Origin of the sequence: Acrocarpospora sp. B8E8 (assembly GCF_039871605.1) — a bacterium.
Lineage (GTDB): Bacteria > Actinomycetota > Actinomycetes > Streptosporangiales > Streptosporangiaceae > Acrocarpospora > Acrocarpospora macrocephala.
This window is the reverse complement of sequence record NZ_JBDPLV010000025.1, coordinates 68,647-93,867: the sequence shown is the minus strand read 5'-3', so window position 1 is coordinate 93,867 and position 25,221 is coordinate 68,647. Positions and strand designations below refer to the sequence as shown.

The 25,221-nt window shown below is 68.5% G+C and carries 30 protein-coding genes; 12 read left to right on the top strand and 18 right to left on the bottom strand.

What is annotated here, in order from left to right; translation table 11 throughout:
* Positions 1-42: 42 nt before the first annotated feature.
* The 3 genes from ABGB08_RS24075 (at position 43) to ABGB08_RS24065 (ending at position 1,826) form a co-directional block, all read left to right on the top strand.
* A complete protein-coding gene (locus tag ABGB08_RS24075) occupies positions 43-342 on the top strand; it encodes a hypothetical protein (RefSeq protein ID WP_347593889.1) in 300 nt (99 codons plus the stop codon).
* Between the two features lie 101 nt (positions 343-443).
* Positions 444-926: a cupin domain-containing protein gene (locus ABGB08_RS24070; protein WP_347593887.1), complete on the top strand. Its 483-nt coding sequence runs from the start codon at positions 444-446 to the stop codon at positions 924-926.
* A 189-nt stretch (positions 927-1,115) separates the two neighbouring features.
* A complete protein-coding gene (locus tag ABGB08_RS24065) occupies positions 1,116-1,826 on the top strand; it encodes a hypothetical protein (RefSeq protein WP_347593885.1) in 711 nt (236 codons plus the stop codon).
* Positions 1,827-2,169: 343 nt separating this feature from the next.
* On the opposite strand, the gene ABGB08_RS24060 is transcribed toward ABGB08_RS24065, so the two are convergent.
* From ABGB08_RS24060 to ABGB08_RS24030, 7 genes are all read right to left on the bottom strand, one after another.
* Positions 2,170-2,379 carry a hypothetical protein gene (locus ABGB08_RS24060; RefSeq protein WP_347593883.1) on the bottom strand — a complete coding sequence of 70 codons (210 nt, stop codon included), beginning with the start codon at positions 2,377-2,379 and terminating at the stop codon, positions 2,170-2,172.
* A 61-nt stretch (positions 2,380-2,440) separates the two neighbouring features.
* A complete protein-coding gene (locus tag ABGB08_RS24055; protein WP_347593881.1) occupies positions 2,441-3,034 on the bottom strand; it encodes an HD domain-containing protein in 594 nt (197 codons plus the stop codon).
* Positions 3,035-3,357: 323 nt separating this feature from the next.
* Positions 3,358-3,492, bottom strand: a complete 135-nt coding sequence (locus ABGB08_RS24050; RefSeq protein ID WP_347593879.1) for a hypothetical protein — start codon at positions 3,490-3,492, stop codon at positions 3,358-3,360.
* Between the two features lie 108 nt (positions 3,493-3,600).
* Positions 3,601-3,663 carry a hypothetical protein gene (locus ABGB08_RS24045; protein WP_347593976.1) on the bottom strand — a complete coding sequence of 21 codons (63 nt, stop codon included), beginning with the start codon at positions 3,661-3,663 and terminating at the stop codon, positions 3,601-3,603.
* Positions 3,664-3,837: 174 nt separating this feature from the next.
* The gene (locus ABGB08_RS24040; RefSeq protein ID WP_347593877.1) at positions 3,838-4,020 is read right to left on the bottom strand and encodes a hypothetical protein; all 183 of its coding nucleotides are present in this window, start codon (positions 4,018-4,020) and stop codon (positions 3,838-3,840) included.
* A gap of 16 nt (positions 4,021-4,036) precedes the next feature.
* Positions 4,037-4,405 carry a hypothetical protein gene (locus ABGB08_RS24035; protein ID WP_347593876.1) on the bottom strand — a complete coding sequence of 123 codons (369 nt, stop codon included), beginning with the start codon at positions 4,403-4,405 and terminating at the stop codon, positions 4,037-4,039.
* Between the two features lie 195 nt (positions 4,406-4,600).
* Positions 4,601-6,037: a radical SAM protein gene (locus ABGB08_RS24030; RefSeq protein WP_347593874.1), complete on the bottom strand. Its 1,437-nt coding sequence runs from the start codon at positions 6,035-6,037 to the stop codon at positions 4,601-4,603.
* A gap of 314 nt (positions 6,038-6,351) precedes the next feature.
* Here ABGB08_RS24030 and ABGB08_RS24025 point away from each other — a divergent pair, with 314 nt between their 5' ends.
* Positions 6,352-7,089, top strand: coding sequence for a phosphotransferase (locus ABGB08_RS24025; protein WP_347593872.1), 738 nt, complete (start codon positions 6,352-6,354; stop codon positions 7,087-7,089).
* 391 nt (positions 7,090-7,480) lie between these two features.
* On the opposite strand, the gene ABGB08_RS24020 is transcribed toward ABGB08_RS24025, so the two are convergent.
* Entirely contained in the window at positions 7,481-9,472 is a 1,992-nt protein-coding gene (locus ABGB08_RS24020) for a heavy metal translocating P-type ATPase (RefSeq protein ID WP_347593870.1), read from the bottom strand.
* Positions 9,473-9,538: 66 nt separating this feature from the next.
* On the opposite strand from ABGB08_RS24020, the gene ABGB08_RS24015 reads away from it, so the two are divergent.
* Complete coding sequence (locus tag ABGB08_RS24015) at positions 9,539-9,895, top strand: metalloregulator ArsR/SmtB family transcription factor (protein WP_347593868.1); 357 nt, start codon at positions 9,539-9,541, stop codon at positions 9,893-9,895.
* 272 nt (positions 9,896-10,167) lie between these two features.
* On the opposite strand, the gene ABGB08_RS24010 is transcribed toward ABGB08_RS24015, so the two are convergent.
* The 3 genes from ABGB08_RS24010 to ABGB08_RS24000 form a co-directional block, all read right to left on the bottom strand.
* The gene (locus ABGB08_RS24010; protein ID WP_347593866.1) at positions 10,168-10,641 is read right to left on the bottom strand and encodes a hypothetical protein; all 474 of its coding nucleotides are present in this window, start codon (positions 10,639-10,641) and stop codon (positions 10,168-10,170) included.
* A gap of 172 nt (positions 10,642-10,813) precedes the next feature.
* Positions 10,814-10,987: a hypothetical protein gene (locus tag ABGB08_RS24005; protein WP_347593864.1), complete on the bottom strand. Its 174-nt coding sequence runs from the start codon at positions 10,985-10,987 to the stop codon at positions 10,814-10,816.
* Between the two features lie 76 nt (positions 10,988-11,063).
* On the bottom strand, positions 11,064-11,582 hold the full coding sequence (locus tag ABGB08_RS24000) for a PadR family transcriptional regulator (protein ID WP_347593863.1): 519 nt from the start codon (positions 11,580-11,582) through the stop codon (positions 11,064-11,066).
* 88 nt (positions 11,583-11,670) lie between these two features.
* Here ABGB08_RS24000 and ABGB08_RS23995 point away from each other — a divergent pair, with 88 nt between their 5' ends.
* The gene (locus tag ABGB08_RS23995; RefSeq protein ID WP_347593861.1) at positions 11,671-11,901 is read left to right on the top strand and encodes a hypothetical protein; all 231 of its coding nucleotides are present in this window, start codon (positions 11,671-11,673) and stop codon (positions 11,899-11,901) included.
* A 70-nt stretch (positions 11,902-11,971) separates the two neighbouring features.
* Here ABGB08_RS23995 and ABGB08_RS23990 read toward each other — a convergent pair whose 3' ends face one another.
* Complete coding sequence (locus ABGB08_RS23990) at positions 11,972-14,539, bottom strand: hypothetical protein (protein ID WP_347593859.1); 2,568 nt, start codon at positions 14,537-14,539, stop codon at positions 11,972-11,974.
* Positions 14,540-14,937: 398 nt separating this feature from the next.
* Complete coding sequence (locus ABGB08_RS23985; protein WP_347593857.1) at positions 14,938-15,465, bottom strand: TetR/AcrR family transcriptional regulator; 528 nt, start codon at positions 15,463-15,465, stop codon at positions 14,938-14,940.
* Between the two features lie 170 nt (positions 15,466-15,635).
* On the opposite strand from ABGB08_RS23985, the gene ABGB08_RS23980 reads away from it, so the two are divergent.
* The gene (locus ABGB08_RS23980) at positions 15,636-17,144 is read left to right on the top strand and encodes an MMPL family transporter (protein WP_347593855.1); all 1,509 of its coding nucleotides are present in this window, start codon (positions 15,636-15,638) and stop codon (positions 17,142-17,144) included.
* Entirely contained in the window at positions 17,038-17,973 is a 936-nt protein-coding gene (locus ABGB08_RS23975) for an MMPL family transporter (RefSeq protein ID WP_347593974.1), read from the top strand. Before ABGB08_RS23980 ends, ABGB08_RS23975 begins: the two co-directional genes overlap by 107 nt.
* Here ABGB08_RS23975 and ABGB08_RS23970 read toward each other — a convergent pair.
* Positions 17,933-18,586, bottom strand: a complete 654-nt coding sequence (locus tag ABGB08_RS23970; protein WP_347593853.1) for a DUF4386 family protein — start codon at positions 18,584-18,586, stop codon at positions 17,933-17,935. The two genes, ABGB08_RS23975 and ABGB08_RS23970, sit on opposite strands and share 41 nt — an antisense overlap.
* Positions 18,587-18,661: 75 nt before the next feature.
* Between ABGB08_RS23970 and ABGB08_RS23965 the strand changes: the two genes are divergently transcribed.
* Entirely contained in the window at positions 18,662-19,288 is a 627-nt protein-coding gene (locus tag ABGB08_RS23965) for a TetR/AcrR family transcriptional regulator (RefSeq protein ID WP_347593851.1), read from the top strand.
* Between the two features lie 222 nt (positions 19,289-19,510).
* On the opposite strand, the gene ABGB08_RS23960 is transcribed toward ABGB08_RS23965, so the two are convergent.
* Both ABGB08_RS23960 and ABGB08_RS23955 read right to left on the bottom strand, forming a co-directional pair.
* A complete protein-coding gene (locus ABGB08_RS23960) occupies positions 19,511-20,437 on the bottom strand; it encodes an SPFH domain-containing protein (protein ID WP_347593849.1) in 927 nt (308 codons plus the stop codon).
* 119 nt (positions 20,438-20,556) lie between these two features.
* Positions 20,557-21,411, bottom strand: coding sequence for a hypothetical protein (locus tag ABGB08_RS23955; RefSeq protein ID WP_347593847.1), 855 nt, complete (start codon positions 21,409-21,411; stop codon positions 20,557-20,559).
* A gap of 202 nt (positions 21,412-21,613) precedes the next feature.
* Here ABGB08_RS23955 and ABGB08_RS23950 point away from each other — a divergent pair, with 202 nt between their 5' ends.
* Positions 21,614-22,150, top strand: coding sequence for a hypothetical protein (locus ABGB08_RS23950; protein ID WP_347593845.1), 537 nt, complete (start codon positions 21,614-21,616; stop codon positions 22,148-22,150).
* Complete coding sequence (locus tag ABGB08_RS23945; protein ID WP_347593843.1) at positions 22,144-22,392, top strand: hypothetical protein; 249 nt, start codon at positions 22,144-22,146, stop codon at positions 22,390-22,392. Before ABGB08_RS23950 ends, ABGB08_RS23945 begins: the two co-directional genes overlap by 7 nt.
* On the opposite strand, the gene ABGB08_RS23940 is transcribed toward ABGB08_RS23945, so the two are convergent.
* On the bottom strand, positions 22,355-23,383 hold the full coding sequence (locus tag ABGB08_RS23940) for an aldo/keto reductase (RefSeq protein WP_347593841.1): 1,029 nt from the start codon (positions 23,381-23,383) through the stop codon (positions 22,355-22,357). The two genes, ABGB08_RS23945 and ABGB08_RS23940, sit on opposite strands and share 38 nt — an antisense overlap.
* Before the next feature lie 146 nt (positions 23,384-23,529).
* Here ABGB08_RS23940 and ABGB08_RS23935 point away from each other — a divergent pair, with 146 nt between their 5' ends.
* Complete coding sequence (locus tag ABGB08_RS23935; protein ID WP_347593839.1) at positions 23,530-24,411, top strand: helix-turn-helix transcriptional regulator; 882 nt, start codon at positions 23,530-23,532, stop codon at positions 24,409-24,411.
* A gap of 10 nt (positions 24,412-24,421) precedes the next feature.
* Here the strand turns inward: ABGB08_RS23935 and ABGB08_RS23930 are convergent, their stop codons facing one another.
* Entirely contained in the window at positions 24,422-25,066 is a 645-nt protein-coding gene (locus ABGB08_RS23930) for a GntR family transcriptional regulator (RefSeq protein ID WP_347593837.1), read from the bottom strand.
* Between the last annotated feature and the right edge of the window lie 155 nt (positions 25,067-25,221).

Here is a 25,221-nt window from a genome sequence, read left to right as displayed (position 1 = left end):
GCGGACACCGGAAGTGTCAGGCCACAGTGGTAAGACGATGCCATGTTTCTCGCTCATCTGTCGCATACCGGCCCACAGTGGGATGTTGCCCGGCCGATGGAAGGACAGACCGAATGGCCCGCGCATGCGTCGTATATGGACATGCTGGTCGACGAAGGGATCATCGTGTTGGGCGGTCCGCTCGACGACATGCGCGTCGTGCTCGCCATGGAGGTGGAGTCCGAGGAGGACGTCAGGGTGATTCTTAGCCGCGATCCGTGGAGTGGCACCCACCTGCGGATCGACACGATCGAACCGTGGACGATCCGCCTCGACGGACGCCATACAGAGGCCGATCGGTAGAACATCTGCTCATGCCGCGGATGGAGCGGCCTGGCCACGCGCCGCCGCCAGGGCGACTGGCGGGTAGCCCGGGCCGGGGCAGCCTGCCTAGAGTTGATCCGGTGACCTACTTGCGCGATACCGGGGAAGTAAGTGCCGAGTTCCGTGTCCACGATGACGTGGAGAGCCTCACCTTTCGTACGTCGGGCACGCATGTGCGGTTCGTGGCGCCGGGCGCGGCGACCAAGGGGCAGTTCGGTCTGTTCGAGTGGAACATGCAGCCACGCACGGCTGGTGCGGACGCACACTTCCACAAGACGTTCTCCGAGTCGTTCTTTGTCACGTCCGGCACGGTCGAGTTCTACGACGGCAACCGCTGGGTGCCGGCTCAAGCGGGTGACTTCCTGTACGTACCGATGGGTGGCGTCCACGGATTCCGCGCCCTCAGCGACGAACCCTCCTCGATGCTGATCTTGTTTGCTCCGGGTGCGCCACGAGAGGAGTACTTTCGTGAGCTGGCGGCAATCCGGGACAACGGCCGAACGCTGACCGAGGACCAGTGGACGGAGTTCTTCGCCCAACACGACCAGTACCGCGCCGAGTAATCGCCGATCCATCGCATTGCCCGCCACGCCGACCCGCGCACCACGATGCGCTACGACCGCGCCCGCAACAACCTCAACCGGCACCCGAACTTGATCCTCGCCGCCTAGATGGCCTCCGGCACCTGACTCGTGACCCCAGGAGGGACTCGAACGCACTGGTCTGCCGATGCGCGTGCGTGTCAGGTCGATATGGTCCCGGTATGCTCCGCCCATGGGGGCAGACGAGATCACGCCGCAGTTGTTTCCCAACCGTTTTGCGATGCGGTCGGACCCAGTGCGGGCGGGCCTGCCCGCGATCATTGCCGGTGCGTCGGCCACTCGGTCGCGACCCGGTCTGCGACCGTCTCCTTCCACAGGGACCGGCAGGATACCGAGGCGGCGGGCTGGCAACATCTGCTTGCGCTGATCGACGAGGCGGTTGCGGATGGACGGACGGTATTCAAGCCGTTCGTGGATCTGAGCGCTCCCGAGCGGCGACAGATTGTCACGCTACCGCCGGCGATCGCGAAGCTGACCGCCGTCAAACATCTGGTGCTCTACGGCACAAATCTGGTTCGCATCCCGCCCGAGATCGGGGCCATGACGAGCCTTGAGGTCTTCGAGCCCTACACCTCCCACAGACTGCATTGGTATCCGTATGAGCTGACCAGATGCGCCAAGTTGGCCGACAGCACGGTGAGCACGCGCGTCCTCTACGGCAATTTCAAGTTCCGGCCGCCGTTTCCGAAGCTGCGGCCGGTGACCGGCGTAGGAGAGGCAGACTTCGAAGCGCTCGACCCGGGCGTGTGGGGCGCCAACCGGTGCGGACCTGCAGCATCTGCGATGGGTCGGTCCAAGGTGAGCTTCACCAGGTCTGGATCTCTCGCCTGGTCGGCACCGACGTGCTGCCGTTCCTGGTGAATGCATGTTCCGCGGCGTGTGTGGCGGCGCTGCCGGAGCCGCACCCCGGGTACTTTCCAGCGCCGCACACCGGCGGTCCGGACATCGTACAGCCGGCCGCCAGACGATGAGGTAGCGACGACGATCCCGTCGCGAACTGTCACCACGGGCCACCGGCCGCTTTGGGCTTGGCACGCTTTGGCGGACAGCAGGCGATTGCGGCTCAACTACGCACCGTCGAGGCAGGCGATCCATCCCAGGCACTACGGCCACGATGAGGCGATCCGACACGCTGATCGGCCGTCCCGCTCCCAGAAGCATCCTCTCCTGCCGCTGGTCGAATCCTCGCTCGGGTCCGGCTCATTCACTGACGGCCAGCGCGGGTGGATCGACGGGCGAACCAGACCTCCTCGGCCGGCCAGCGCCGCACCCACTCGTCAGGGAATTCGCGAAAGTCGTTGTTGGTAGCACCTCGCGGCACTTGGACCTCGATCAGGTCCTCCACGATCAGGCCGCACCCGGCCATGAGCCGGATCCAGTCCCCATGCGGCAGCGTGAACAATTGGTACTCCACGCCGGACGTGCCACGCCGCGCCGATGGCGGGCCTGGTGCAGCACGTGGCGTGGGCGGCCGGTCAGGTGGTGATGGGATAGCCGGCTTGGAAGGCGAGTCGATGGTCGGCGTCTTCGGCAAGGCGGGTCAGGACCGTGTCGAGGTCCATGAACGCTTGCCAGGGCTGCTGCCCGGCCGCGAGGACGAGGTGGTCGACGACTAATTGTTCGAGATCGGGAACGCGTTTGGCCTTCCAGATCTTGTCGGCCAGGCTTACCAGCAGATCCTCGACTGCGATGTCGGGCCGGGTCCAGTCGGCGTGGGTGCGGGCGAAGCGGGCCATCGGCTCGGTGACCCCGTGGTCGAGCAGGAGCCGATAGCCCGCTTGCTCATGCGCGGATCCAGGACCGGATAGTTCGCCGGTGTGGATGGTCTTGCCAACGTCGTGGGTGGCCGCGCCGAACAGGACCGCCTCGCGGTCGATGGCAAGGCTCGGGTACTCGCGGGCGATCCAGTCGAGGAGCTGGTGGGCGACGTCGTGAACGGCCCTTAAATGCGCCGCGAGTCTGGGCGGCGCGACCAGGTCTCGGAGCAGACGAGCAACCTGATCGGGCAGCGGCCGCAATACCGGCCCCCCAAGGTCGCTCAACGCACGCTCCAGCGCGGCCGAAGTCACATCGAAACGGTATCCGACACCTGCCCACACTCTTCTGCCGCTGAGCGCTGTGGTTGGTGATCACGGTGAATCCCGCCCGGTCGCCCGCCGGTGCGGTACAAAACCGCTCATCCGCGCGCCGGGCTTGGCGGCGATCTCGGTCAGATTCCGCGTGATCTGCTCAAACCACCGGCGAAGGGCCGGCAGCCGACCGAGTCCACCCCGAATCCTTCAATACCCCAGCGTGGGATTCTCCTTCGCCACGCAGGGCGATCAGCCACCACAGTGCGAACAACCGGTCTTCACGAAGGAACGCCAGGAACTCCGCCAGTTCCACCCCGGGATCACTGGACACTGTGGACGAGCGTGTCCATGTCCAGGGTCATGTACGCCGTCGAGCTGGCGGTATCCACCACAGTCGTGATCGCGATGGCCAGGCCGGTCGCCGCGGTCCAGACGAACCGGTGGCGGTGGCCCACCTTCGGCCCGCGTTCTCCTGGCTACGTACCTCCTGACCGGTCCTGCTCTTGGACTCGCGCAGGTAGAGCGCCAGTCGTTCTGGGTTGTTTGTCATAGATTTAACGTTATTACGTACTCTTGACCGTACCGACCGAGCAGCCGAGCAGTCTCGCGGTCTGCGCCTCCGACATTTCTTCCCAGTAGCGGAGGACGACGACGGCCCGCTGGCGGGGCGGGAGCGCGCAGCCCGCTCATCAGGACCTGCCGCAGCTCGACATCGTCCCTCGTGGTGGGTGTCTCAGGCGGGGAATGCGTGGGGATGATGCGGAGCAGCGCGTGGCGCCTGGCCCAGCTGATGGCGAGGTTCACGATGATCCGGCGTACGTAGGGCTCGGGGTCGGTGGGTGCCAGCTCCGGCAGGCCCGCTCCAGCGCACTCTGCAGCACGTCCTCCGCCTCCTGGGCGGAACCGCAGGTGAGGTGCGCCGTAGGCAACAGGCTGGTGCCCCGAGCCGCGACGAACTCGGCGAACCCCACCGGGGCGCTCACACGCTCCCATCCAGTCTCATGACCCTATGTACGCCTGGCCGCCGGGGATGGTTGCCCGTGGATCCTCATTGTGCGAATTATCCTCGTTGACTAATGCCCGAATCGCATTGATCAACGAGGGTCTGTACTTTGCGCACGTCATGACGACCTGGGCGTGGAAAAGGTGCCCGAAGAGCGGATCGGTGAACGTTTCGAAGACCTGCGGCTCGCCGACTACGGTGCACGCGCCGTAGAAGCCTTCCGCCTGCGCCGAAATCCGCGCGTCGTCGAACGCACCTTGGATGGCGTTCTCCGCGGTCAGCCCGCGCGCGCCGCCGACGAACAGCGGGCTCGCCAGCGCCGGCGAGGCGGCGGCCATGACCAGTGCGGCGGCGGATGCCGTCATGGCGAAGCCGGCACGGCGTGCGGTAGCTGGGGCCCTTGGTCAAAGGAGCCTCCTCGATCAAGGGATCCGAGTAGATCAGCGACAGTCTGTGTGGGTACTTGCCAGTTGGATAGATCAGCCCGACTAACCAAGCCCGCACGTCGGCTGATCAAACGACCGGACATCGGCGACGTGCGGTCTGCGCCCGCCGAAACCTCATCCATGCAGTTCAAATCGCCGACTTCCAGGGCCTGCGACGGGTTTCGCCTGTCCTGCCTTCCGGGCGGCGCGCGCGCCGTAGCTTCCCAGCAGGGTTTCGAGGAGCGGCAGAACACGGGTTACCTGCCGCGTCCGGATGGCCAGGTCCCACAGCGGCTCGAACTTCTTCCATCCGCCGGCGTAGGTGAGGTGGCGCAGGCGGTCGCGCGGGAGCGGCTTGGTGGCGGCGCCGCGCCAGATCGCGCTCCATCGGTAGAAATCGCGGTAGGCCCGCCAGTATCCGTCCTCGAGTTGCCGGGCGCTCATTCCCATCGGCCGGTACACGACGTGTCGTGTGTCGTACCGGTCCCAGTCCTGGTGGAGGATCCGGCCCTCGGCCGCCATGCGGCGGTAGAGGCCGGTTCCCGGATACGGGGTCATGATGTGGAACGTGGCGGTCTCGATGCCCTGCTCCACCGCCCAGTCGACGGTCCGGTCGAACACGTCGGGCCCATCCTCGTCCATGCCGAACACAAAACTGGCGTTCACCATCACTCCCTGGTCGTGCAGCCGCCGGACCACGGCGGCGTAGTCGCGCCCGATGTTCTGCCGCTTGCGCTGCCCGGCCAGATTGCCGCCGTTGATGGTCTCGAAGCCGACGAACAGGCTGCGCAGCCCCGCCGCGACCGCCTGCTCCAACAGCCCTGGGGCGAGCACCGAGTCGACCGTGCCGGCGGCCTGCCACAGCCGCCCCATCCCCGCCATGCCGGCGAAGAGTGCCTCGGCGAAGCGCCGGTTGCCCAGCAGGTGGTCGTCGAGGAAGTACAGATGCCGTCCGGGCAGCCGATCGATCTCGGCCAGCGCCGCGTCCACCGTCTGGGTGTAGAAGGACCGGCCACCGGCGAAGAACGCGTCCTTGTAACAGAAGTCGCAGTGGTGCGGGCACCCGCGGGAGACCACGATCGAGTTGGGCACCAGATAGCGGCGCCGATCGATCAGATCCCGCCGCACCGGCGGCAGGTCGGTCAGCGTCCGCTGGGTGGAGTGGTAGCGGACCCGAGGCCGGCCGCGGCGGAAATCGGCCAGGAACTCGGGCCAGGTGTCCTCCCCCGGTCCGGTGACGATGGTGTCCGCGTGCGCGGCGGCCTCGTCAGGCAGGGAGGTGACGTGCAACCCACCCATCACCACGTACACACCTCGGGACCGGTAGCCGTCGGCCAACTCGTAGGCCCGCCGCGCCGAGGTGATGTAAGGCTGGATCACCGCCAGGTCGGGACGGTCGTCCTCAAGACGCAGCCGCTGGACGTGCTCATCCCAGATCCGCACCTCGTCGTCGTCGCCCAGGTAGCCGGCCAGGGTCGCCAGCCCCAACGGCGGGAACAGCGCATACTTGACCGGCCGAAACAGCGGGCTGGTCGCCTCGGTCAACGCCGGGAGCACCATCGTGACACGCATGCCCTGGATGCTAGAGACCGGATGTGGAACCACCGCCGAGGTCGTGTGCCTGTTCTGTGCAGACATTCCGGACCTGACCCACCCACGATCTGCCGAACACCCGGACTGTGAACGCTTTTCATCCTGAGTAGCGGCCTGTCTCGATGGCTGCACGTTCACTCCGTGCCGGGTGATGCTTCCCGAGTAGTACGGCTTCTGGCTGGCGAGCCGGTCCGATCGGGATGAGGGTGCCGGGCAGCGGGACGCGGTCAGCCGCGTAGTCGCACGCGATAAACCTGGCGATGTCGGTGGTCATCCCCGCGATAATGGCCGACGTGGAGGAGGTCGAGGTCGTCGTTGCCCATCACGAGCGCGCGACCCTGCGCGTCGGTGACGTGTTCCTGAAGATCGACGCTGATCAGATGCGCACCGACGTCGAGGTCGAGGCGATGGCCATGGCGCCGATCCCGACTCCGGAGGTCCTGTGGCGGAAGCCGCCCGTGCTCGCGCTCGCCGCCCTCCCAGGGACGGCACTCGGCCGCCTCGGCGAGCCGTCGATCGCGTCGTCGGCGGCGTGGGCCGCGGCGGGTGCCGCCGCACGGATGCTGCACGACGCGCCGCTGCCGCCGTGGCCCGGTCGGAGCCTCGACGAGTTGGCCTCGCACCTCGACGGCGAATGCGAGTGGCTCGTCACGAGTGGCGTCCTTCCCACCGACGTGGTCACGCGCAACCGCCGGGTTGCCGAGGCCGCGCTCCGGCCGTGGACACCGGTGTTCACGCACGGCGATCTACAGCTCACCCACGTGTTCGTCGACGTTGACGAGATCACCGGCGTGATCGACTGGTCCGAGGCGTGCCAGGGCGATGCCCTGTTCGATCTCGCCACCTTGACGCTCGGACACGAGGAGCACCTTGGCCACGTCGTCGCCGGCTACGGCACCGACGTCGACCTCGACGTGATCCGCGCGTGGTGGTCGTTGCGAAGCCTGCTGGCGATCCGCTGGCTGGTCGAGCACGGCTTCGACCCGTCCTCGCCAGGCTGCGAGGTCGACGTGCTGAGATCCCGGCTGTGAGGCTGCACGAGCCCGACGGCTACGAGTGCCGTGCCTCATCGAGCGGGCCATCTCCTGCGTACTCCCGCAGAGCGTGCCGCAGGTGGCGTTCGTTCCATGGCAGGCAACGGTCGGGAAGTTCGTGGCGGCAGGACTGCACGCCCCGCAGCCGGGAGAGCAGGGCAACCCGCACGTGACCGAGGGCGAGATCACGACGGTGCGATCGCCGCCACTAGAAGAAGGACACGAACAGACTCGCCGCGGACAACAGGGCCGCTCCAGCGAGACTGGCGACCAGGAGCACGCAGACCACCTTCACCCAGGGTTTCACCTGGCCATGGTGGGGGGTGCCCGCGAGCAAAGCAAGTCGGCCTGGCAGTGCCGGACACTACTTTCAGTAACCAGTCCCGAGTCAGGCACCCCGCGTAGGCTCACTGGGGACAGCGTCTGAGGCGCGTCGCCAGGCGGCGCTGTGTAGCAGGCGGAGGCCGTTGAGGGCGACGATGACGGTGGAGCCCTCGTGTCCGGCCACGCCCAGCGGCAGCGGCAGATCGCCGAACAGGTCCCAGGCCACCAGCACGGTGATGAAGGTGGCGGCGATGACGAGGTTGGCCACGACCAGGCGGCGGGCCCGCCGGGCCAGGGCGATCACCGCCGGGATGGTGGCCAGGTCGTCGCGGGTGATGACCGCGTCGGCGGTGTCCAGGGTCAGATCTGATCCGGCGCGGCCCATGGCGATGCCGACGTGCGCGCCGGCCAGCGCGGGGGCGTCGTTGACGCCGTCGCCGACCAACGCCACCCGCACGCCGCGGGCTCGCAGCTCGTGCACCGCCGCCACCTTGCCCTCCGGCAGCAGCTCCGCGCGCACCTCGCCGATACCCGCCTGTACGGCCAGCCGGGCCGCGGCTCGCTCGTTGTCGCCGGTCAGCAGCACCGGCGCGGCCCCGGTCAGGGCCGTCAGGTGGGCTACCGCTTCGGCGGCGCCGGGCCGAATCCGGTCGGCCAGGGCGAGCAGCCCGGCCAGAACGCCGTCCAGGCGGACCAGGACGACGGTGTGTCCGCTGTCCTGGAGCTCGGCGACCAGCTCCTGGACGGCACCCTGGCCATCGTCCAGGAGATGAGCCGGGCTGGCGACCTCGACGAGGTGGCACTCCACGCGTGCGCGCACGCCCCGGCCAGGCTCGGAGACGAACTCCTGCGCCGCTGTCACCGGTAGGCCCGCCGCGTGGGCGGCTTGGACCACGGCGCGGCCCAGCGGATGCTCGGAGAACTGCTCGGCGGCGGCGGCCAGCGCGAGCAGCCGCTGCTCGGCGAGGTCGGCGCCGGGCAGGACGTGTACGCCGGTCACGTGCGGGCGGCCCTCGGTCAGGGTGCCGGTCTTGTCGAAGGCGACCGCCGTGACGGTGCCGAGTTGTTCCATCACCACGGCGGACTTGACCAGCACGCCGTGCCGTCCGGCGGTGGCGACGGCGGCCAGCAGCGGCGGCATGGTGGCCAGCACGACCGCGCACGGAGAGGCGACGATCATGAAGGTCATCGCGCGCAGCAGGCTGTCTTGCACCGGCACGCCCCACAGCAGCGGCAGCGCGAACAGCGCGAGGGTGGCGGCGACCATGACGACGGAGTAGCGCCGCTCGACCTTCTCGATGAACAGCTGGGTGCGCGCCTTGGTGGCGCCGGCTTGGGCGACCATGGCCACGATTCGGGCGATCACCGTCTCGCCGGCCGGTCGCATCACCCGCACGCGCAAGACGCCAGTGCCGTTCAACGTGCCGGCGAACACCTGGTCGCCGGCCTGCTTGTCCACCGGCATGCTCTCGCCGGTGACGCCGGCCTGATCGACGGCGCTGGCACCGGACACCACCTGGCCATCGGCGCCGATCCGTTCCCCGGGCCGTACCAGGATTTCCTCGCCGACCTGGAGAGCGGCGGTCTCGACCCGCTCCTCACCGTCGTCGGCGCTCAGGCGGGTCGCCTGCTCGGGTGCCAGATCCAGCAGGCCGCGCACCGAATCCTCGGTGCGCTTGGTGGCGAGCGATTCCAGCGCGCCGGAGGTGGCGAAGATGACGATCAGCAGCGCGCCGTCGAAGACCTGGCCGATCGCGGCGGCGCCGATCGCCGCGGCGACCATCAGCAGGTCCACATCCAGCGTCCGCTCGCGCAGCGCCCGCAAACCCGCCAGGCCGGGCTCCCAGCCTCCAGCCGCGTAACAGGCCAGGTACAAACCCCACCACAGCCACGGCGGCGCCCCGGCCAGCCAGCAGATGCCACCGGCGGCGAACAGCGCTGTCGCGGCCGCCGCCCAGCGCACCTCCGGCAACGACCGCATTCCGGACCGCCACGATGAGGCGGCCCGGCCTGGCACGGCGTCACGGGCGGGGAAGGTTCTCAGTTCTGCTACCACCGCACCATCGTATATGCGCATTCACGCAGATGTGCAAGTAGACAGATTGCGGGGTACGCTGGAGGCATGCACACGTCGCTGCCGGACTTCGACATGCCGAACGAGGAACAGGTGCACCTGGCCGCCGAGTCGTTCCGGCTGCTGTCCGACCCCACCCGCATCAAAATCCTCTGGGCGCTGCTGCAGGGCGAATCCAACGTCGCCTGCCTGGCCGAACTCGCCGACGCCGCCCCCACGACGGTCAGCCAGCACCTGGCCAAACTCCGCCTGGCCGGACTGGTCAAAGGACGCCGCGAAGGCACGTTCGTCTACTACCGCGCCGCCGATGAGCACGTGCGCCGCCTGCTGACCCAGGGCCTGTTCCACGCCGACCACATCGACGCCGACGACCCGCTCACTCGCATCAGCGACTCCTCCCACTGATGAGCGGGTGACGTTTCGGCGTCGTCCAGCGTCTCGCGCAGGTAGCGGCCGTACATGTGCCGAGGCAGGAAGTCGGCTCCGGCCGCCTGTCGCGGTCGATCAGCACCACGTGCAGAGGGACGCCGTGCACCCGCGCGCGGTGCAGCAAGTGGACGGCGGCCGGCGTGCCGCTGGCACCGCCGCCCACGACCACGATGACATGGCTGCGGGACACCACCTGTGCGGCCCAGATATCGTATTTCGATGAAGCACCGGCAAACGTTTTGGCGCCGTCAGGATCTATAACCGACCTGCTGGCCGCGGGTCCACAGCAGGTCGTCGGAGCAGATGCGGATCTCGGTGACGCCGCTGATCTGCCTGCCGCCGCACCGGTCGCCGGGCACCGCCAGGTGCGGCCCCCGCTCCCCCAGGACCGAGCCGTCCATCGTGGTGCCGAGCACGGCCTCCACCCCCGAGAACTCCGGATCGATCTCACCCCACGACAACACGGCGTGGTGCCCGTCCCGGCCCAGGACCGAGACCAGGAACCGCAGCCGGTCCTTACGCTCCCCCGGATCGAAATCGGGCTCGGCCGCCTGGAGCACCTCCACCAGCAACGGCCCCGTGAACCGATGCCGGCGCATCCCCGAGGTACGGCACATGAACGCGACTTCCACGTCATGCTGCGGCAGCGACCAGAGATCCGCGACGTTGATCGAACCACGCATCCGCACGTCCCCGTCCAGAAGCACTGTCCCAGCCAGCATGGGGCCTCCTCATCGACCGCAAAGGAGGATGCCCGCCCGGCCTGCCTTTTACGCGCAATAGCCAATGAAAGAGCAAAATTAGCTGGCAAATACCAGCGCCGAAGAGCTTTTGCCTTCGCATTCCACAAAGGGCGCGGCCCCTCCCGCGAAGCCGCGCCCACGAGCCCGCCGGTCAGCTGTGGAGCTGCGTGCAGATCGCCTTGACCTCGGTGTACGCCTCCAGCACCTCGTGACCCAGGGTGGCGAAGGTCTTGCCCGAGGCGGCGTGCACCCAGCGCCCGCCGATGAACAACTGGCGTGGGGTGGCGATGAAGTCCTCGACGCTCTTTTCCAGGGTGACCGTCATCAGCGTCGGTTCCCTTCCGGTAGACAGCTCCAGTAGTCACAATCTGACTACTGGAGGTGTGAGAAAGCAAGGGCGGTCAGCGGCTGACGGACTCCATCAGGCGCAGCGCCGCGACGGCTGTCTCGTAGCGCCAGGAGGCGACGGCCCGCTCCAGGCCGTGCGCGGTGTCGCAGCGTTGTCGCAGCGCGGCGACGATGGGCCGGATCCGGTCCGCCTGCGCGTCTACCAGCGGCTGTGGGTCGCCGCCGGTGCGGTCGATCAGCGCGAGCTTGATGAGGAACTCGGTGCGGACGTCGCGGATGTGGTCGACCGGGCGGACGAGCCAGTCGGCGGCGGCGCGCCGGCCGGCGGCCGTCACGCTGAGCATGCGGCGTTGCGGCCCGGCGTGTCCCGGCTCGGTGCCGGCCGGTTCGGCGAGGCCGAGGTCCGTGAGCCGGTCGAGGGCCCGGTAGACCCGTGGCCGCGGCACCTGCCAGATCGTCCCGATGGGACCGGAGGCGGCGGTGAGCCGGGCGAGGGCGAAGCCGTGGGCGGGGCCTTCGGCGAGGAGCGCGAGCACGACCCACTCGGTGAGTGAGAGGGCGGGTGAGTCCACGCCCCAAGACTAGGGCGCTGCGGAGCTACCAGTAGTCTCATCATGACTAGTGATTCCGGATCATGGTCCCTGGGAGGCATCCATCCTGATGACGCCTCGTCCGAACGCGATCTGCATCGGCGGGCCCTGCCATGGCCTGCTCGTCCGCATCGACCAAGAGGTCGGCGTTCTCCGTATCGACCATGAGACGCTGCCGGACGCCCGATACCGGGTGACCGCCGACCGTGTTCACCACCCGTCCTCGTCGCGGCCGTTCATCGTCTTGTCCTGGGCCGATGATCCCGCCGACGACGTCATCGATCAGCATGATCCCCGTTGACAACGCAAGCGTCGGGTTGGGTCGGTTCCACGAGGACGTCGTACTCACCGCTCGTGTCGCCCCGAGCAGATCACCGCTTCTTGGCCGCGGCGACGACGTAGTTGTCCCCGGTTGATGTGACGAGGAATGTCCATATTTCCGGACCGGCGGTAAGCGTGCATTTCACGGCCGGGTACGTCCGGGGCACGCCGGGCGCGCAGTTCGCCGTGGCGGCGCCCAGGGCGGGCAGGCTGTTCGGTGATTGCCGGAGGTATTCCCAGACGTCGTACGCGTAGGTGGTGGAATCGGGGGCGGGAGCCAGCCCGCCGAGGAACGCCGAACCTTTGGTTAGATCGTCGTCAAGCGCCGCGTCCAGCAGCATTTCGACCGCGCGCGCTGCCTCTGCCGCGTTGTGCTGACTCTGCGCGGAATCGGGGGCCGACGCGCTGGGAAGCGTCATTTCGGGGACGTGGTCGGCCGCGCAGTCGGCTCCCGCGAAGGACGGGAGGGCGTCGGCGACTCCGCCGGTGTAGGCGATCAGCCGGAATGTCTGGCTGTAGGTGTCGAAGGAGTAGACGAAGGACGCGGTTCGGTAGCCGTACGCGCCTTCGGGGTGGTTGAGCGTCGTGAGCAGCAGCCGGCGGCCACCGTTGGAGACGCAGCCGGTGGTGTGCAGCGGATCGTCGCGCGGGATGACGAAGTCCCTGCCGGTGTTGTGCCCGTTTCCGTAGCGCGCGGCGCGTACGTTTCCGTCCTGGGTGGGCCCGATCAGCACGGCCCAGTCCGCGGTGCTGACGAAGATCTGCTCAGTCGCCGGGCCGCCCAGCTGCCAGGGCACCACGGTGGAGGGGAAGGCCAATCGTGCGGCGGATCGATCCCAGACCCGGATGTGGCCGTCGGCGAGGTACGCGGTGGCGCCGAGCGCGTTGCCTGTGCTCCACAGCACCAGGCGATCCCGTTTGCCGTCGGTGTCGAGGTTCGCGTCCACCGGCCACAGGCAGCCGACCCGCGCCGGCGCTCCCACGGGCGCGAGGTTCGCCCGAGGGGGAGCACACGCTCCGCCGGGCAGGGCGGCCGCGGTCGTGCGGTCCATGCGCGCGGGCCAGGCGACGTATCCCGGATGGTCGTCGACGCGGAGGAGCTGGACGAGGCTCAGCACGATCTGGATGGACTTGATGCCGACATTGACCGCTTCGGCGATCTTGGCGAGATTGCCCAGCACCGGCAGCGCGCTCAGATATCCCATCACCTTCGCGATCCGCGCCGACAGCTCGATGCCGCTCTCCACGATCGACGGCACGAACACGAGAATCAGCCGGGCCAGCAGTTCCGGATCCGTCAGGACGATGCCCGCGAGACGTACCACGAAGTCGAGATCGCTGGTGTCCTGCTCGCCCTTGGGGAAGGAGAGGTGCCGGCTCAGCTCGTCCAGCAACTCCTGGTTCTTCTCGCTGTTGGCCGTCGACAGGTCCATGATCAGGGTTCGGTTGAGGAACAGGCCGAGCACCGGGAGGACGGCGTGGTTCACGAGCGTCAGGGCACGGCTGTAGATCCTCGGCTTGCTGATGTCCAGGGCTTGGGGGTCGTCGGCCACCTGGCCCCAGGCGACGGAGTAGTACCCCGCCTTGGTCTCGATTCTCGCCTGCCCGGGACGCGCGAACTCGGCCAGCTTCGCGATCTGGCTGGGCGGCAGGTCGTCGCGGTGCTCGCACGGCTCGAAGGAGACGCCGAAGAAGCTCAGGATGCCGCAGCCGGCGACCTGCACGCCGTACAGGACGTAGCCGGCGATGTCGGAGAGCACGGCCAGGACGATCGTGTCCAGGCTGGGCACGATCACGACCTGGCCGGGGACGGCGCCGAGCACGTGATCGGCGTTCTTCCCTGCCTCGTAGAGGAACGCGACCGAGGGGCTGTTGTTGACGGCGGTGGTGGTCACGCCGTCCGAGCAGAGGACGACGGGGGAAGCCGCGGTGCCGGGTGCGGGCGGGACTCGCCAGGTGGGCGCGGCGCAGGTGTCGTCCGCCGACTTCCGGGCTCGTACGGCCCGACGCCCGCCACCCACATGGGCGGTGGTGGTTTCGGTGCCGGATGGGGGAGCTGAGCAGGACCCCGGGTCCTTGCCGGCGTCGATCTCTTTCGAGATCTTCTGGATCTGTTCGACCAGGGAGCAGGTGAGCCGCCCATGGGCGCGGAGCTCCGCCTGACCGGGAGGCGGCGTGGAACCGTCGGCGAGCGGTTCCCGGGCGATCCGCCCGCACAGTTCGCCCGCGTGCTCGGTCAGCTCCTGGGCACCGGACGGCCTCCTGATCAGGGCGTCCAGCAGGCTGACGGTGATCGCGTTCGGCTGCGCCGTCCACGGCATCAGCAACGTCTCGCCCACGCTGGCCGCTTTGCAGTCCGCGACGAGGTCGTGCGGCGTCACTCCGGGCGCGGACACGACGGGGACGACCGTCAGCGGTTTGTCGGCTTTGTTAAGAATTACGGCTATTCCGCCGGAGTTCTCGTTCACCTCGACGGTGGCCGACGGTTTCCCGTCGGGTGAATCGCTCGCCAGATCGTAGACGACACCGGCGACCACGATTTTGGACGCCTGGGCGGTGGCGGCCCCCAGATCGATGGTGATCTTCTGAGATACGGTCGCTCCGCGTTTCCAGGGCACCGGCTGTGAACCATAGGTGGTTTTCGCTATGACCGTAATTCCGGCCAGCAGAGCGACAATCGCGCCCACCGCGACAATCCGAAGGCGTCGCTTGACGCGTACGCCCGCCTGCTGGGCGGGAATGGGAACGAGCTGGCCGGGATCGGCTCGGAGAGCGGGCAACCGTGACCCGACATCGTCCAGATCTATGGGATCGAAACGCAGCTGAGTTTCGGCCTCTTTCGGAGGCTGTTGCGGTTTCCGCTTCCGCCACATGTGCCGCTCTTCCGTTGGCGGGATGATCGGCCCATATCATCCGATAAAGCAGAGGTGAATGTCACTAATTGATGAAATCGAGATGAATTGTGTTTAGCCTTCGCGCCCGGTCGCCAAGAGACAGCATTGGGCGCCGTCCCTCTCTAGCGTGTGTAGAACTGGGCCACGATGCGGTCCATCAGTTCCTCGCCCGGCCGCTGGTCGCTGACCAGCCGCCATTGCTGCACGATCGCCACGGGCAGCAGAGACAACAGCTCTATGTCCGTGGACGCCGGTAGTTCGCCGCGGTCGACGGCGCGGGTGACGATCGTGCGCAGGCTGTTCACGAGTGTTCCGGTCATGCCGCCGCGGAACGCTTCACGTAGCTGGGGGTTGTTGGCGATCTCACCGCTGACGGCGGCCAGCGCCTGCGAGCCGCGGTGCTCTCCGCGGAGCAGCGCGCGCAGGAAGCGCCGCATGTCTTCGGCGAGGCTACCGGTGTCGGGTATGTCGGGGACGACGTCGGCGCGGCGCTGCATCGCTTCGGCCGCGAGCGCCGCCTTGTTGGGCCAGCGCAGATAGAGGCTGGCCTTGCTCACCCCGGCCCGCGCGGCGACCTGTTCCATCGCCAAGCCCGCGTAGCCGACCTCGGCCAGCAACTCCAGCGCCGCGGCCAGCACCGCGGCATCCACACCGGGATCGCGTGGGCGACCCCGTCGAGGCCGGTCCGCCATCTTTCTCGTCTCTTCCCGTCGGCGACTCTTTACTAAACGCCAGCGTCTGGATATTGTCGGCCGCCGACGGCATTACCAGACGCGGCCGTTTAGATAATACACCCCAGGCATCCGGTGAGGACGTGATCATGTTCGAGGCTTTGGCACGGTTCGTTGTCCGGTTCCGCTGGCTGATCGTAGTGGCGTGGGCAGCCGGGGTCGCCGGTGCGGTGTTCGCGCTGCCGAGCCTGTCCAGCGTCACCCAGTCGAACAACGCCCAGTTCCTGTCAGCCGACGCGCCGAGCCGGCACGCGGCCGGCCTGGCCGCCCCGTTTCAGGGGGCCGCCCCCGGTGCTACCGCGATCATCGTCGCGGCCAGGGCGAACGGGCCGCTCACCCCGGCCGACGACGCCGCGATCGAGCGGGTGCTGCAAGCCGCCGCGACCGTCAAGGAGGTGACCTCGGTACGCGATCAGGGCGGGTCGGCCGACGGACAGGCGCGCCGGGCGCTGCTGATGACCGTGCCCGACGGCCCCGGCACCACATCCAACGCCGATCTGGTCACCGCCGTCCGCGCCACGTTCGCCTCCGCGCCAGCGCCGGCGGGGCTGACCTTCCACCTGACCGGCCCGCTGGCGCAGACCACCGACGCGGATACCGCTTCAACGAAGGCGGGCAGCAACATTCACCGGTTCACCCTGCTGTTCGTGATCGTGCTGCTGTTCGTCGTGTACCGCTCGCTGCTGGCCCCCGTCGTCACCTTGATCCCCGCAGTGCCGGCGCTGCTGCTGGCCGGGCCGGTGATCGGCCAGGCCGGGCAGGCCGGGCTGCCGGTGTCACCGGCCATCCAGCAGTTGCTCGTGGTGCTGCTGCTCGGCGCCGGCACCGACTACGGCCTGTTCCTGGTCTTCCGGATGCGTGAAGAGATCCGCCGCGGCCGGCGGCCCCGCGAAGCCCTGATCGCCGCCATGGCCCGGGTCGGGGAATCGATCACCTTCTCGGCCGTCACCGTGATCGCGGCGCTGGCCTGCCTCGGTCTCGCCTCCTTCGGCCTGTACCGCGGCCTCGGCCCAGCGTTGGCCATCGCCCTGGGCGTGATGCTGCTGGCCGCGCTGACGCTACTGCCGGCTCTCCTGGCGATCGCCGGGCGGGCGCTGTTCTGGCCCACCCACCCCGCCGGCGGGCAGCGATCCGTCGGCGTGTGGGGTCGCGTCTCCACCCGCGCGGTACGACGGCCCATACCCGTCCTCGCCGCAGGAATGCTCCTCTTCGGTGGTCTCGCGGCAGGCTTGAACGGGTTCACCACTGGCGGTTTCACCTCCGGCGGCCCCGCCACGAACGGCGATTCCGCCGCCGGCACCGCCGTGCTGGCCGCGCACTTCCCCGCCCCCACGAACAACGGCGAAACGTTGCTGCTGCGGTTCGCCGACCCTGTCTGGCACAACCCGGACGCCCTGCAAACGGCCCAGCGGCAACTGACCGCGGCGGCGGGCATCAGCGCGCTGACCCGGTCCGCTCAACCCCAACGGCGCCACCGTCACCGCCGCCGAGCTGGCCGGCCTCCATTCGAGCCTCGGCTCGGCCGCGACACCGCCGGCCGGGGTCTCGCCGAGCCTGTACCGGACATACCGAGCCAGTACCCAGTTCATCAGCCCTGACGGGCGTACCGTACGCTTCGACGCCGTGCCCGCCGCCGGACCGGCCGGCAGCCGAGCCGCCATCGACGCCATCCCCGCACTGCGGACCGCCGTGACCGAAGTGGCGACCGGAGTCGCCGCGACCGGCAGCGGCGTCGCCGGGCTCGACGCGACCGCGTACGACATCTACACGGCCTCCACCAGCGATCTGGCCCGCCTGGTCCCCATCGTGCTGCTGGTCATCGCGTTACTGCTCGCCGTGCTGCTGCGCAGCCTCATCGCGCCGCTGTATCTGATCGTCACCGTGGGCCTGTCCTACCTGGCCGCCCTCGGCTTCGCCACCATCGTGTTCGTCCACTACGGCGATGGCGAGGGACTGAACTTCATCATCCCGATCCTGCTGTTCATCTTCGCCATGGCCCTGGGCGAGGACTACAACATCCTGCTCATGGCCCGCGTCCGCGAAGAAGCCCACACCCATCCGCTGCGCGAGGCCCTCACCCGGGCGATCGGGCGCACCGGCGGCACCATCACCGCGGCCGGGCTCATCCTGGCCGGCACCTTCGCCGTCCTGGCCATCGCCGGCAACAACACCCAGGCCCGCCAGCTCAGCTTCACCATCGCCTTCGCCGTCATCCTGGACACCTTCTTCGTCCGCACCCTCCTGGTCCCCGCCGACGCCGTCCTGCTCGGCCGATACAACTGGTGGCCCTCCGCCCTGTCCCGCATCCCCGCCGGCCACAGGCCCACCGCCACACCCGATCCCACCCCCCGGCCACGACAACAGGTAAGCCATGACCCATCTTCGACTACGCCTGCGACGCGGTTCCAGCCAGCACCCGTGGCGTGAGTTTCCCGGTCCGTACGGCCACGCAGACCATCCACGCGCTCCAGGCCAGGTAGCCGAGGAAGTTGGCCAGGTCGGTGCCGGGCACATCGAGGGGGATGAGCAGGCCGGAGAGGATGGCGGCGGCGGAGAGGGCGCCGAGGGCGGTGAACCAGCGCGGGGCCGGCAGGGCGCGCAGGACCAGGATGGTCCAGGCGCCGGTGAGCAGGTAGCCGAGGGTTTCGCCGAGGCCGGTGCCCAGGTAGCCGTGGAGCACAGCGAAGATCGTTTCGGCGGTGGCCCGGTCGGCGGCGTGCGCCAGCGCGGGCATCGCGAACGGCCAGCGGAGCAGGCCGATCACCTGGACCAGCCCGGCCAGCACGCCGACGGGCGCCGAGAGCGCGGCGGCCGGGCCGTCCGGGAGGCGGCGGCCGAGCAGGACCGCGACCGGGATGAGCGATCCGGCGCCCAGCGCGAGCAGCAGGAACAGGGCGGTGACGGTCACCTGGCCGGCGGCGAACCTGGCCAGGATCTCGGCCGGCGGCTCGGCGAGCACGTCCGGGTATCCGAAGGTGATGCCCAGGCCGATGAAGGCCAGGTTGGCCGCGACGACACCCGCGACGATGATCGATCTCATGACAGACTCCAACTCTGAACGATGTTTAAATTAAACATCGTTCAGAGCTATTTGGGAAGCGGCTAGGGTCGTCCTGTGACACGAGGACCACGGCGCTCCGTCCACCCGGACACCGTCCTGGACGCGGCGCTGGAGCTGATCGACGAGGGCGCGCTGACCATGCGCTCCCTGGCCACCCGGGTCGGCCTGACCCCCGGCGCGCTCTACACCTACTTCCCCGACCGCTCCGCCATCGTGGCCGCCCTGGCCGACCGCCTCCTCGCCGAAGCTGACCTGTCCCTGCTCGACGACCCGTCCCTGCCTCCCCACCAGCGCGTCGAGAACTACTCCCTGGCCCTGCGCGAGGTCCTGCTGGCCCACCCCGCCGCCGTCCCCGCCATCCTCGGCGCCGCCTTCAACGGCCCGATGGCCCTGCGCGTCGGCGAATCCCTCCTGGGCGTGCTCCCCGACGCCCGCGCCACCTACACGGTGATGGTCTACGTGCTCGGCGCCATCGCCCTGGAGGCCGCCGACCTCGAAGCCTTCGGCACTCCCCCACCCCCGGAACCGGACAGAATCGCCGCCCGCCGCGCCGTCCTCCGCATCGACCCGGACCAGTTTCCCCGTACGCACGGAGAGATCGACGCCATCGCCGCCTACAACTCCACCGGCCAGTTCCGGTGGGGGTTGCACCGCGTACTGGCTGGTTTGAGCGGTTCGTAATGATCATGGCGGTCGTCGTAGACCAAGAGCCGGTCGGCATATTCCCCGCCGAACGGCGCCGCCCCAACGCTCGTCGAGCGTTGGGCCGAGCGCATCGACCATCCGCGGTGCCGCTGGTGGCCAAGTCCGTCGAAGCCGATCGTCGTGCGCGGGCAAGGCACGCCCGGGCTCACGCCGAGGTGATCTGGCCAGCCCTTCAGTCTTGTCGCCCCAGTCCTTGGTCTATGTGGTACGCGAAGCGCCACCCTCCGCGGCCGATTCCGTGGCGGAACGTTCGAAGGAGGGCCGTGACGGGGCCAGCTCAGGCGTGGCGGAGTCCGTCACGGCCGGTTGCACTTCGGACTGCCGCTCCGAGGGACTGGCCGCCTGCTCAGCGGCCTCCCCGGCCGGGGCGTTCCTCGCGGAGCGCTCGAAGAAGCGCAGCAGTTCCACAGGCAGCGGCATGACCAGCGTGGAGGTCTTCTCGGCCGCGACCTCCACCACGGTCTGCAGCAGGCGCAGCTGAAGCGCGCCGGGGCTCTCGGTCATGATGGCCGAGGCGTCGGCGAGCTTCCGTGCGGCCTGGAACTCTCCGTCCGCGGTGATCACACGGGCCCTGCGCTCCCGCTCAGCCTCGGCCTGGCGGGCGATGGATCGCTGCATGGGATTGGGAAGATGGACATCCTTGATCTCCACGCGGTCGATGTGGACGCCCCAGCCCAGCGCGGGGCTGTCGATCATCAGCGCCAGGCCCTTGTTCAGCTCCTCGCGGTTGGACAGCAGGTCATCCAGATCGCTCTTGCCGATGATCGAGCGCAGTGAAGTCTGCGCCACCTGCTCGATCGCGAACAAGTAGTTCTGCACCGCGATAGCCGCCCGCAGCGGCTCCTCGACCCGGAAGTAGGCGACGGCGTCGACCTGGACGGAGACGTTGTCACGGGTGATGCCCTCCTGCGTGGGCACCGGCATCGTGACGATCTGTACGTTCACCTTCCTCATCCGGTCCACGACCGGAATGAGGAAGGTGAGCCCTGGCTGGCGGACCTCCCGCTGGGCCCTGCCGAAGCGGAAGACCACGCCGCGCTCGACCTGGTTGACGACCCTGATGCCGCTGACCGCCAGCAACACCGTGATCATGACGATCAGCCCGAGCACGATATTGGTGCTCATTGCTATCCCCCCAGTTCAAGGCTAGATCCAGGTGCCCACCTACGTAGGTAAGAAAGTCGTCAAGTCCTGGAGTGGGCGGGCGTAGAAGGTAGAAACAGTTCATGGTTGCCGCTGTAGTGCTATGAGCCCACGGGCCTGAGAAAGCTGTGGAGAACGACGAGGCCCTTTCCGTACTTTTCGTCGACCTCGTATTGGAGTTCCGGCGTGGCCAGCCAGACCCCGATCTCGACCTGGCCCGTCAGTTCGTCGACCGAGCCCGAGAAGACCCCTTTGATCTCCTTGAACGCCCTTTGCTGGAGGGTCTGGAGTTCCTTCTTGGTGTGCTGGGCTTGGCTAAGGCACAGCGGGCCGCCCCAGAGTTTGCGGATCGCCGGCTCGCGGATGGTCGCGTCGCCAGTGAAACGCAGATTCAGCACAAGCCGCTCGGGGTCGTTGGCGTATCGCTCCACGAATCGATAGTCATTGGAGTCGTAGCCTTCGATCTCATCCAGGTAGCTCTGGTCCAGCCAGGAGCCCGCGTACCCGGGAAGCTTCTTGGCCCGGGTGATCGCGGCTTCCATCGCCTTATCGGTCGCCTTGGCGGGGGCGACCGGGCGCCAGCCTCCTGAGGGTTCTGGACAGGGAGAGGCGAACCTGGATCGACTGCGTGGGGAATCGGGGCGCTCAGCTGGGCGGGGTGGCTCGGTGAGGGTCAGCTTCTCGCCATCCCAGGTGCCGACCACGCGGTAATCGCCCCAGCGCACGCCGCCCCGGTCGGAGTGCTCGACCGCGTTCCAATCCCACCCGGCGATATCGGGGCCACCGCACTTAGGCGGGAGAGAGAAGTCGATAGCCGCGCAGAGCTGGGGCCCGTGCTCCTGGTTGGCCAGTACGAACATGTCGGTCTCGTACCGCGTTTCGGGAGCGGTCGCGGCTGAGGCCATCCCACAGGCGGCGAGTGTCGCGAGCACGGCTACCAGCCGGATACCTCTCATGCACATGGAGACGGTCAGAAACGATAGGGGGTTCACGCCACATAAGGATGGAAATCGGGAGATGAAAGGGCGCAATCCCAATAAGACCCAGATACGTTCTCAAGCGACCAATGCCACGATACGCTCGGGCGTGCCCGAAAACGTCACCACGCTTTCGTCGTTACCGGCGCTTACCCGGGCCTTGGTCGGCCCCCCTGGACGGGTGTTGATTCCCCTCATCGCCCTGGCGGGGCTGATCATCCTGAACGACTGGAGCATGCCAGGCGGCGGTCCGTTCGCGCTGGCGATGTTGGGTTCCGCGCTGGCGTTCGGTACGGTCATCGTCTGGATTCCCCGGTTCGTCGTGGCCCTCCTGCGTTCGGACGGCCGTCCCGGGCTCCGCAGACACTGGATCCGCTGGGCTTCCGCGCCGCTCATGGGGGCGGCCGTGATCGGACTGGTCTACTTCGATCTGGCCTTCACCACTCGGTTCGCGCTCTCGGAGGCGAACCTCGAGCGCTTCGCCCAGACCGTCGCGTCCGGGCCGGAATCCGCCGAGCACGCCGACCAGTGGGTGGGGCTCTATCCGCTGACGTCGATCGAGCGGATCGAGGGTGGGGCGAGATTCCTGGTGAGCGGCACCGGATTCCTGAACGAGTACGGCTTCGCGTGGAGCCCGAAGGGCCTGCCACCGGACGAGAGTCACACGGGATACACGCACCTCCAAGGCCCTTGGTACATCTGGGAGAGCAGATGGTGAGAGTTCCTGGAGCGCCAGGCTTCTGGGTCTCCGTGGCGGCCGCGCAAGTGATCCCAGCCTTCTACCTGCCGGGAAACACCATCTGGCCCACAGTGCCCATCATCGCGCTGGCCGCCATGACCGCCGCCGTGACGAGGGCGTATCAGGACGTGGCACAACTCCGTACCGGGGAGGAGACCTCGGATATGGAGTCCTCGGGCGGCGTCAGCGGCGGAGTGCCGCGGGCAGCAGGGCCGGGCTGACCCAGCCGTTCTCCGCGGGGTTGATGGTCAGTCCTGGTGGCACGATCTCGTCGATGCGGTCCAGCACGTCGTCCGGCAGTTCGATGTCGGCGGCGGGCAGCTGGGATTCGAGATGTTCCATGGTCCTGGGGCCGATGATCGCTGAGGTGACCGCGGGATGGCGCAGGACGAACGCGATGGCCATCTCGATCAGTGTCATCCCGGCCTGCTCGGCCAGCTCCGCGAGCCGTTCCGCGGCCTGGAGCTTGCGCTGGTTGTCCGGCAGCGACAGGTCGAAGCGGTTGGCCAGCCGCCGGCGGGCCGCGGAGAACGGCCCTTCCGACTCCGTGCCCTTGCGGTAGCGGCCGGTGAGCCAGCCGCCGGCCAGCGGGCTGTAGGAGATGACGCCCATCCCGTGCCGTGCGCAGGTGGGCAGCGCGTCCGCCTCGATCGCGCGCACGAGCATGTTGTACGGCGGCTGCTCGCACACGAACCGCTCGCGGCCGCGCTCGCGGGCGGTCCACTGGGCCTCCACGATCGCCGAGACCGGCCAGGTCGAGTGGCCGAGGTAGCGGACCTTGCCGGCGCGGACGAGGTCGGTGAGGGCGCCGAGCGTCTCGTCGATGTCGGTGTCGGGGTCGTAGCGGTGGATCTGGTAGAGGTCGATCCAGTCGGTGCCCAGCCGGCGCAGCGAGTTCTCGACCTCGCGGACGATCCAGCGGCGGGAGTTCCCGCGCTGGTTGAGATCCTCGCCCATCGGCATGTGCGCCTTGCTGGCCAGGACGACGTCGTCGCGCCTGCCCCCGGCCAGAGCCTTGCCGACGATGACCTCGGACTCACCGCCGGAGTAGACGTCGGCGGTGTCGATGAAGTTGATCCCGGCGTCCAGCGCGCGGTGAATGACGCGGATGCTCTCGTCGTGGTCCTTGGTGCCCCAGTCGCCGAACATCATGGCTCCGAGGCACAGCTCGCTGACCGAGACGCCGGTACGGCCCAGACGGCGATACTCCATGGGTTGCTCCTGATCAGGTACAGGTGATGGGTCAGCGCGGCACGAGTTCGATCGTCGGCGAAGGTAACAGGTCGGCGGGAGTCACTGCCGTTCCAGGTATCGGCAGTACCTGTCTGGCCGCCGAGCAGCTCACATACCGTGGACGTATGGACGATCGAGCCGAGATCCAGGCCTTCCTCAGCTCCCGGCGGGCCCGTCTCACGCCCGAGCAGGCGGGTCTTCCGGCCTTCGGCGGCAACCGCCGAGTCAAAGGGCTGCGCCGCGAGGAGGTCGCCCTGCTGGCCGGCGTCTCGGTCGACTACTACGTGCGCCTTGAGCGCGGCAACCTCGCCGGCGCCTCCGACAGCGTCCTGGACGGCCTCGCGCGGGCCCTGCATCTCGACGAGGCCGAACGCGACCACCTGTTCGGCCTGGCCCGCCGCTCCGGCCTCCGCACCGCCGCACCCCGCAGGACCGCCGCGCGGCGCGTGCGCCCGGTCCTCCAGCAGGTCCTCGACGCGATCACCGACGCCCCCGCCTGGATCCGCAACGACCGCCACGACCTGCTGGCCGCCAACCGCATGGCCCGCGCCCTGTACTCCCCGATGCTCGCCGACCCCCGCCGCCCCGCCAACACCGCCCGCTTCCTCTACCTCGACCCCGCCTCCCGCCGGTTCTTCACCGACTGGGACAAGGCCGCCGACGACATCGCCGCCATCCTGCGCTCCGAAGCAGGCCGCAACCCCCACGACAAGGCGCTCACCGAGCTCATCGGCGAGCTGTCCACCCGCAGCGAGACCTTCCGCCGGCGCTGGGCCGACCACAACGTCCGCTTCCACCGCACCGGCGTCAAACGACTCCACCACCCCGCCGTCGGCGACCTCGAACTGAACTTCGAAGCCATGGCCCTCCCCTCCGACCCCGGCCTCACCCTCATCGTCTACACCGCCGCCCCCGGCACCCCCAGCGCCGACTCCCTGCGCCTCCTGTCCACCTGGGCCGCCACCCAAGACCACGCACCAGACCACGACCGCTCCACGAGCATCTGACCAGCGAGGATCAGGGGGTGAGGGTGGCGCGCTGGGATTCGTGGCGGTCGTGGAGGTGGCGGCGCATGAGGAGGGCGGCCATCTCGGCGTCGGCGTCCAGGACGGCGCGGATCACGCGGGCGTGTTCCGACCACGAGTCCTCGGGGGAGGTGACGAGGCCGCCGACGAGGTGGTGCGCCTGGTTGCGCACGGAGCGGAGCAGGGCGACGAGCACCCGCGAGCCGGTGCCGCCGGCCAGCAGTTCGTGGAAGTCGCCGTTGAGCCGCTTGAGCGCGGACTGGTCTCCCGCCTCGGCCGCCTGGGAGCCGGCGAGGAGCACGCGCTCCAGCTCGTTCATGGTCTCGGAGTCGCGCCGCTCGGCGGTCTTGCGCACCGCGATGAGCTCCAGCGCGAGCCGGATCTCCTGGATGGTGGCCAGCTCTTCCTGGTCGAACACCGCCACCCGCACGCCACGCCGCGGGGCCGTCTGAACCAGGCCCTCGGCCTCCAGCCGGCGGAACGCCTCGCGCACCGGCAGCCGGGACACGCCCATCCGCTCGGAGATCGCCCCCTCGCCCAGGCGGCTGCCCGGCTCGAGGGTGCCGTCGAGTATCCAGCTGCGGAGCTGGTCGGCGACCTCGTCACGGAGTGCCCGATGCGACTCGCCGATCGACACGACGCCCCCTCCTCTTGACAATCCTGCATACAGTATCGCAGACAACCGGGAAAGACGATCGTCCCGCCCTCACTGCCCGGACCACGCGTTTATGCGAATTATCACACGATCGAGCCGCCGGAGGTGCTGCCTTCGACCATTGTCAACCCACCCAT

Bases quoted from the DNA above. Each gene is read 5' to 3' on its own strand.
- ABGB08_RS23935 (WP_347593839.1), top strand. From the start codon at position 23,530: ATGGACGATCGAGCCGAGATCCAGGCCTTCCTCAGCTCCCGGCGGGCC.
- ABGB08_RS24035 (WP_347593876.1), bottom strand. From the start codon at position 4,405: ATGACGGCATCCGCCGCCGCACTGGTCATGGCCGCCGCCTCGCCGGCG.
- ABGB08_RS24065 (WP_347593885.1), top strand. From the start codon at position 1,116: ATGGTCCCGGTATGCTCCGCCCATGGGGGCAGACGAGATCACGCCGCA.
- ABGB08_RS24015 (WP_347593868.1), top strand. From the start codon at position 9,539: ATGCACACGTCGCTGCCGGACTTCGACATGCCGAACGAGGAACAGGTG.
- ABGB08_RS23995 (WP_347593861.1), top strand. From the start codon at position 11,671: ATGACGCCTCGTCCGAACGCGATCTGCATCGGCGGGCCCTGCCATGGC.
- ABGB08_RS23970 (WP_347593853.1), bottom strand. From the start codon at position 18,586: ATGAGATCGATCATCGTCGCGGGTGTCGTCGCGGCCAACCTGGCCTTC.
- ABGB08_RS23980 (WP_347593855.1), top strand. From the start codon at position 15,636: ATGTTCGAGGCTTTGGCACGGTTCGTTGTCCGGTTCCGCTGGCTGATC.
- ABGB08_RS24005 (WP_347593864.1), bottom strand. From the start codon at position 10,987: ATGACGGTCACCCTGGAAAAGAGCGTCGAGGACTTCATCGCCACCCCA.
- ABGB08_RS24030 (WP_347593874.1), bottom strand. From the start codon at position 6,037: ATGCGTGTCACGATGGTGCTCCCGGCGTTGACCGAGGCGACCAGCCCG.
- ABGB08_RS23960 (WP_347593849.1), bottom strand. From the start codon at position 20,437: ATGAGCACCAATATCGTGCTCGGGCTGATCGTCATGATCACGGTGTTG.
- ABGB08_RS24075 (WP_347593889.1), top strand. From the start codon at position 43: ATGTTTCTCGCTCATCTGTCGCATACCGGCCCACAGTGGGATGTTGCC.
- ABGB08_RS23945 (WP_347593843.1), top strand. From the start codon at position 22,144: ATGGTGAGAGTTCCTGGAGCGCCAGGCTTCTGGGTCTCCGTGGCGGCC.
- ABGB08_RS24010 (WP_347593866.1), bottom strand. From the start codon at position 10,641: ATGCTGGCTGGGACAGTGCTTCTGGACGGGGACGTGCGGATGCGTGGT.
- ABGB08_RS23955 (WP_347593847.1), bottom strand. From the start codon at position 21,411: ATGAGAGGTATCCGGCTGGTAGCCGTGCTCGCGACACTCGCCGCCTGT.
- ABGB08_RS23940 (WP_347593841.1), bottom strand. From the start codon at position 23,383: ATGGAGTATCGCCGTCTGGGCCGTACCGGCGTCTCGGTCAGCGAGCTG.